Consider the following 6,205-nt stretch of genomic DNA (forward strand, 5'->3'; position numbering starts at 1 on the left):
GCCCCCGCCCCCGCCGCTGCCGTGCCCGAGCCGCTCTATCGCCATGCCGCGATCGTCTGGGGACCGCCGCCGATTGATGTGGCGATCGCGCGGGCCATCATCTGGGAGGAGTTGCGGCTGATCGGGCAGGCGGCGCTGGTCCGGAGCTCCGGCGCAGGGCGGATGCTCGCGCTTCGTCCCCCGCGCCTTGTCTCGCCCGCGCCTGGCTTCGCTCCGGCGCGGCCTGCGGCAGCGACCCAGTTGCCCGGCCTCGAAGGCAGTCCGCAATGGCGGATGAACGCCGGCCCGCCCGCCAGGTCCGAGCGCAACCCTGCCGATCGCCAGGCGCCCGCGCCCTTCCTTCCCCCGATGGTGCCGCTGCCGGCTGCGGCGGCTCCCGGGCGCTGGTCGCTCGATGCATGGGCGTTCTGGCGGCAGGGCTCCTCGGCGGCGCCGGTCAGCCAGGGGCGCGTGCCGATCTACGGGGCGAGCCAGGCGGGCGCGGTGCTGCAATACCGCCTCGCTCCCCTGAGCGGCCACGATCCGCGGCTCTACGCCCGCGCCTACCGCGCGCTGGTGCCGGGCGGCGAGAACGAGGGCGCGCTCGGCGCCTCGCTGCGCCCGCTGGCGCGCCTGCCGCTGCGCGTGGCGGGCGAGGTGCGCTACACCGATGCGGCCGCGTTCAGCCGGTTCCGCCCGGCTGCCTATGCGGTCACCGAAATCCCCCCGCTGCGCCTGCCGCTCGGGGCCGAGGCCGAGCTCTATGCGCAAGGAGGCTGGGTCGGCGGGCCGGCCGCGACCCCCTTTGCCGATGCGCAGGCGAGCGTGACCCGCGAACTGCCGCTGGTCGCACGCCTCACCCGCGAGCGGCTGCGCCTCCGCCTCGGCGCGGGCGCATGGGGCGGGGCGCAGAAGGACGCGCAGCGCGCGGACATCGGCCCGACGCTGCGGCTCGATACGCGGATCGGCAAGGTACCCGCGCGCATCGCGGTCGACTGGCGCCTGAGGGTGGCAGGCGACGCCGCGCCGGGATCGGGCGTGGCGGTGACGGTCTCGGCGGGGTTTTGAGCGGCCCGGTCTCGGCGCAGGCCCACCCCTAACCCCTCCCGCAGGCGGGAGGGGGACATGGAGCGCCGATCTCACCCTCCCGCTTGCGGGAGGGTCGCGAGACTTGGTGAGCCGCAGGCGAGCTTAGTCGCAGCGGGGTGGGCCTCCGGAACGGGGAGGGACTAGGTTCGCCATCGCAAAAACACCGAGGATAGGCGCTCCCTACGCCTTCCAACCCCCCGCCGCCTCGGCTAGCCTGCGGGGCATGGACGTCTACCTGCCCATCGCGAATCTCTCGGTCAACGGGCTCTATATCGTCCTCCTCGGCGGGCTGACCGGGATCCTGTCGGGCCTGTTCGGGGTCGGCGGCGGGTTTCTGACGACGCCGCTTTTGATCTTCTACGGCATTCCCCCCACGGTCGCCGCCGCTTCGGCCGCCACGCAGGTGACGGGGGCGAGCGTCTCGGGCGTGCTCGCGCACTCGCGCCGCAAGGGCGTCGATTACCGCATGGGCGCGGTGCTGGTGGTGGGCGGCATGGTCGGCGCGCTGATCGGCGCGGGGCTGTTCAGCGCGCTGCAGGCGCTCGGCCAGATCGACGTGGTGATCTCGATCCTCTACGTCCTGCTGCTGGGCTCGATCGGCACGCTGATGATGCGCGAGGCGGTGAGCGCGCTGCGCCCCGGCATGTTCGGCAACAGCGGCCCGCAGGTGAGGAAGCGCCGCCACCACCCGCTGGTCGCCAGCCTGCCCTATCGCTGGCGGTTCTACGCTTCGGGCCTCTACATCTCCCCGCTCGCGCCGCTGATCCTCGGGATGCTGGTCGGCATCCTCACCATGCTGATGGGGGTGGGCGGCGGCTTCCTGCTGGTGCCGGCGATGCTCTACATCCTGGGCATGAGCGGCAATGTCGTGGTCGGCACCTCGCTGTTCCAGATCCTGTTCGTGACCATGGTCACCACCATGACCCACGCGCTGACGACCAAGGCAGTCGATCTGATGCTTGCCGCGCTGCTGCTGCTGGGATCGGTGCTGGGCGCGCAGTTCGGCACGCAGATCGCGCTGAAGGCCCGGCCCGAGCTGCTGCGCCTCGCGCTCGCCACGCTGGTGATCCTGATCGCGCTGCGGATGCTCTACGGCCTCGGCGTCCAGCCCGACGAGATCTACACCGTGGTGCCGCTTTGAGGGGCCGCGCGTGACGTGGGCGGCGCGGGTCATCGGCGCGCTGGCGCTGTGGAGCGCAGCTGCCGCCACCCCCGCGCTCGCCCAGCGCGAGCCGGTTCTGGTGCCCGCGGTCAGCCAGTCGCTGATCGAGGTGCGCCAGGGCTTCACCGGCGCGCGGCTGCTGCTCTACGGCGCGGTGGTCGATCCCGACAGCGGCGGGCGCGCGGGCGATTATGACATCGTCGTCGTCTTGAAGGGCCCCGCCGCGCCGGTACGCATCCGCGAGAAGGAGCGCATCCTCGGCATCTGGGCCAATGCCGGCTCAAGCGATTTCCGCTCCGTCCCCTCGTTCTTCGCGGTCGCCTCCTCGCGCCCGATCGAAAAGATCGTCGATGAACGCACCGCCGCGATCTACGAACTGGGGACGGACTTCATCCAGCTCTCCCCCTCAGGCCAGATCGATCCTGCGGAGCAATCGCGTTTTGCCAGCGGGCTGGTCGAACTGCGGCGGCGGCAGGGGCTCTATCAGGAGAACCCGGGTGGGGTCACGATTGCCGAAAAGGTGCTCTACCAGGCGCGCATCGACCTGCCCTCGACCGTCACCACCGGCCGTTACACCGCCGAAACCTTCGCCATCAGCCGCGGGCGGGTGGTGGCGAGCGCGACCGCGCGGATCGAGGTGGTCAAAGCCGGGCTCGAAGGGCAGGTCGTCACCGCCGCGCAGCGCTGGTCGTTCCTCTATGGCCTCGGCGCGATCGCCTTGTCGCTGGGCATGGGCTGGCTCGCCGGAAGGCTGTTCGCCCGCACCTGAGGCCTGCGCCCAAAAGCGCAACGTTGACGCGATCTTAACTCCGATGCCGCTACTTCTCGCAGGCGAATGCACTTGCGCGAGGGAAGGGCGCCGATGACGGATCACGCCAACCAGGATTTCGAACGTTTCACCGGCCCCAATCCGACTGGCGCCGAGGAAGTCGCTGCCGCCTATGCGCGCGGCGGCCACGACAACGCGCGCCTGCCGATCGGCGTGGTTCTGGAAATCTCGGGCTCGGGCTCGCAGATCGCGCTCGATCTGCAGCGCATCACCGAGTGCATGGACGATGCCGATCCCTCGGTGGCTCTGGCCGGACAGGTCGGCAGCCAGATCAAGATCCGCGTCGGCGATGCGTGGCTGCTCGGCTCCGTTCGCGACCAGCGCAAGGACCGCCGCACCGAGGGCGGGATCATCGCCCATATCGACTTCCTCGGCGAAGGCTCGGAAGAGAAGCTGACCGGCCACATCCACGGCTTCCGCCGCGGCGTCACCCGCTACCCGATCCCGGGCGCGATGATCTATCCCGCCACCACCCGCGACCTCGAACAGATCTACGCCAGCGACGGGCGCGCCAGCATCACCATCGGCAAGGTGTTCCCGACCAAGGACATCCGCGCGGGCCTCTATATCGACGCGATGCTCGGCAAGCACTTTGCCCTGCTCGGATCGACCGGGACCGGCAAGTCGACCAGCGCCGCCTTGATCCTGCACCGCATCTGCGAGATGGCCCCCAAGGGGCATATCGTGATGATCGACCCGCACGGCGAATATTCCGCCGCGTTCCGCACCACGGGGCAGATCCTCGACGTGTCGAACCTGCAGATGCCCTACTGGCTGATGAACTTCGAGGAGCACTGCGAGGTGCTGCTGTCCTCGAGCGGCAACGACCGCCAGACCGATAGCGACATTCTCGCCAAGGTGCTGCTCGCCGCGCGGTCTAAAAGCCGGCTGGCGCAGACCATGGGCAAGATCACGGTGGACAGCCCGATCCCCTATTTGCTGAGCGATTTCAGCGCCATCCTGCAGGACGAGATGGGCCGCCTCGACAAGGCGACCTCGAGCGCGCCCTATATGCGGATCAAGCAGAAGCTTGACGAAATGAAGGCCGATCCGCGCTACCAGTTCATGTTCTCCGGCATGCTGGTGGGCGACACGATGGTGGAATTCATCGCCAAGATCTTCCGCATGCCCGGCGGCGGCAAGCCGATCTCGATCATCGACGTGTCGGGCGTGCCGTCCGACATCACCTCTACCGTGGTTGCGGTGCTCAGCCGCCTCGTGTTCGACTTCGCGATCTGGGGGCGTGACGAGAAGACCCGCCCGGTGCTGCTGGTGTGCGAGGAAGCGCACCGCTACGTCCCCAACGAGAAGAACGCCGACGGTTCCTCGGTGGGCAAGATCCTCAGCCGCATCGCCAAGGAAGGCCGCAAGTACGGCATCAGCCTCGGCCTCATCACCCAGCGCCCCTCCGACCTTGCCGAAGGCGTGCTGTCGCAGTGCGGCACGATCATCTCGATGCGCCTCAACAACGACCGCGACCAGGCTTTCGTCAAGGCCGCCATGCCCGAAGGTGCGCGCGGCTTCCTCGATTCGATCCCCGCGCTGCGCAACCGCGAATGCATCATCTGCGGCGAGGGCGTCGCGATCCCGATCCGCGTGACCTTCGACAGCCTCGAGGAACACAAGCGCCCGGCCTCGGAAGACCCGAGCTTTGTCGAACTGTGGAACCGCGACGGCGGGGAGGAAGAGCTGGTCGAGCGGGTGGTGATGCGCTGGCGGAGCCAGGGTTAAGTCACGTCCCGCGCGTATCCCCATACAAGTGAATATGCATCCGGTCTGACATCCGGAAGCCGTGCTTGAGGCATAGCTCGCTCAACCAAGCTTGCCGCGTGCGCAAGGCGGCGCTGTCGGTGCCCTCGGCCATCAGGAACACCCGTTCGGGGCGGAAGCGGTAGCGCTGGTGGAGCGCGAGCACTTCGTCGACGTCGGCAGGCGTGGCGATCACGAACTTGAGGAAGGCGCGCGGCTCAGCTGCCCATGCGTCGAGGCGTTCGGGGATCAATGCGAGGTCCGCAGGATTGCCGCTATGCGCGAGCTTGGGGCTGACATTGTACTGGTCCACCCGCACGTCGAGCCGGGCGGGCGGGGCGACGGTGCCGTTGGTCTCGATCTCCACAGCGATATCGGGCAGGTACGCCAGCATCTCCGCCAGCGCCGGGGCCTGAAGCAGAGGCTCGCCCCCGGTGATGACGAGGCGCTTCTGCCCCAGCATCGCGATCCGCGCGGCAGTGTCCTCAGGCGAGAGCGTCACCTGATTGGCCTTGCGCTCGAAGGCGATCCCGTCGCGGTGGGGGCGGTTGTCGCCCTCGAAGCGCCAGGTGTAGGCGGTGTCGCACCACGTGCAGGCAAGGTTGCAGCGGGAGAGGCGCACGAAGGCGACCGGCATCCCCATGCTCGGCCCCTCGCCTTGCAGGCTGGCGAAAATCTCCGGCCCGCCGGTGTCGTCGGTGGCGAGGGTGAGGTTCACCTCACCCCAGCCGCGCCAGCGCCGCCGTCAGCCGCTCGACCTCGCCGGTGTGGTGGGCGAGGTCGGCGCGGGCCTTCTCGACCGCCTCGGGCTTGGCCTTCTCGGCGAAGGCGGGGTTCGACAGGCGGCCTTCGAGGCTTTTGGCCTCCTTCTGCGAGGTCGCCAGCGCCTTCTCGAGCCGCGCCTTCTCCGCGGCGATATCGACGATGCCTTCGAGCGGGATGACGAACACGTCCTCGCCCGCGGTCACCTGCATCGCGGGGCCGGCGGGGGCCTCGCCGATAGTGACGGGGGTCAGACGCGCGAGGCGCTCGATCGCGGCGCTGGATCGTTCGATGGTGCGCGCGGCGACGTCCGAGGGCGAGGCCAGCCACGCCGCCAGCTTGGCGCCCGGCGCGATGCCCAGTTCGTTCTTGGCGGAGCGGGTGTTGGTGGTGAGGTCGATCACCCAGTCGATCGCGTCGGTCGCCTCCTTGCTGATTTCCGCTTCCGGCTTGGGCCATTGCGCCACGATCAGCTCGTAATCGCGCGCGCCCAGCTTGTGCCACAGCTCTTCGGTGATGAAGGGCATGAAGGGGTGGAGCATGACGAGGATCTGGTCGAGCGCCCAGCCGGCGACCGCGCGGGTTTCCTGAGCGGGACTCCAGTCCCCCTCCCGCTCGCGGGAGGGGGACTGGAG

The 6,205-nt window shown here is 69.3% G+C and carries 6 protein-coding genes; 4 read left to right on the forward strand and 2 right to left on the reverse strand.

Going from position 1 to position 6,205, the window contains the following annotated elements; genetic code table 11:
- The 4 genes from AX708_RS20795 to AX708_RS06460 all read left to right on the forward strand — a co-directional run.
- A partial coding sequence (locus tag AX708_RS20795) for a hypothetical protein (RefSeq protein WP_067489713.1) occupies positions 1 to 1,047 on the forward strand: 1,047 nt, incomplete at its 5' end.
- 244 nt (positions 1,048 to 1,291) lie between these two features.
- A complete protein-coding gene (locus AX708_RS06450; RefSeq protein ID WP_066531093.1) occupies positions 1,292 to 2,209 on the forward strand; it encodes a sulfite exporter TauE/SafE family protein in 918 nt (305 codons plus the stop codon).
- A 10-nt stretch (positions 2,210 to 2,219) separates the two neighbouring features.
- Complete coding sequence (locus AX708_RS06455) at positions 2,220 to 2,999, forward strand: TIGR02186 family protein (RefSeq protein WP_197426169.1); 780 nt, start codon at positions 2,220 to 2,222, stop codon at positions 2,997 to 2,999.
- 93 nt (positions 3,000 to 3,092) lie between these two features.
- Positions 3,093 to 4,790, forward strand: a complete 1,698-nt coding sequence (locus AX708_RS06460) for an ATP-binding protein (protein WP_066531095.1) — start codon at positions 3,093 to 3,095, stop codon at positions 4,788 to 4,790.
- Position 4,791: 1 nt separating this feature from the next.
- On the opposite strand, the gene AX708_RS06465 is transcribed toward AX708_RS06460, so the two are convergent.
- Both AX708_RS06465 and AX708_RS06470 read right to left on the reverse strand, forming a co-directional pair.
- Positions 4,792 to 5,526: a 7-carboxy-7-deazaguanine synthase QueE gene (locus AX708_RS06465; RefSeq protein ID WP_066531096.1), complete on the reverse strand. Its 735-nt coding sequence runs from the start codon at positions 5,524 to 5,526 to the stop codon at positions 4,792 to 4,794.
- A gap of 1 nt (position 5,527) precedes the next feature.
- On the reverse strand, positions 5,528 to 6,205 hold a 678-nt coding region (locus AX708_RS06470; RefSeq protein WP_156454538.1), incomplete at its 5' end, for a class I tRNA ligase family protein.

It is taken from the genome of Erythrobacter sp. CCH5-A1 (genome assembly GCF_001557115.1).
Classification (GTDB): Bacteria; Pseudomonadota; Alphaproteobacteria; order Sphingomonadales; family Sphingomonadaceae; genus Erythrobacter.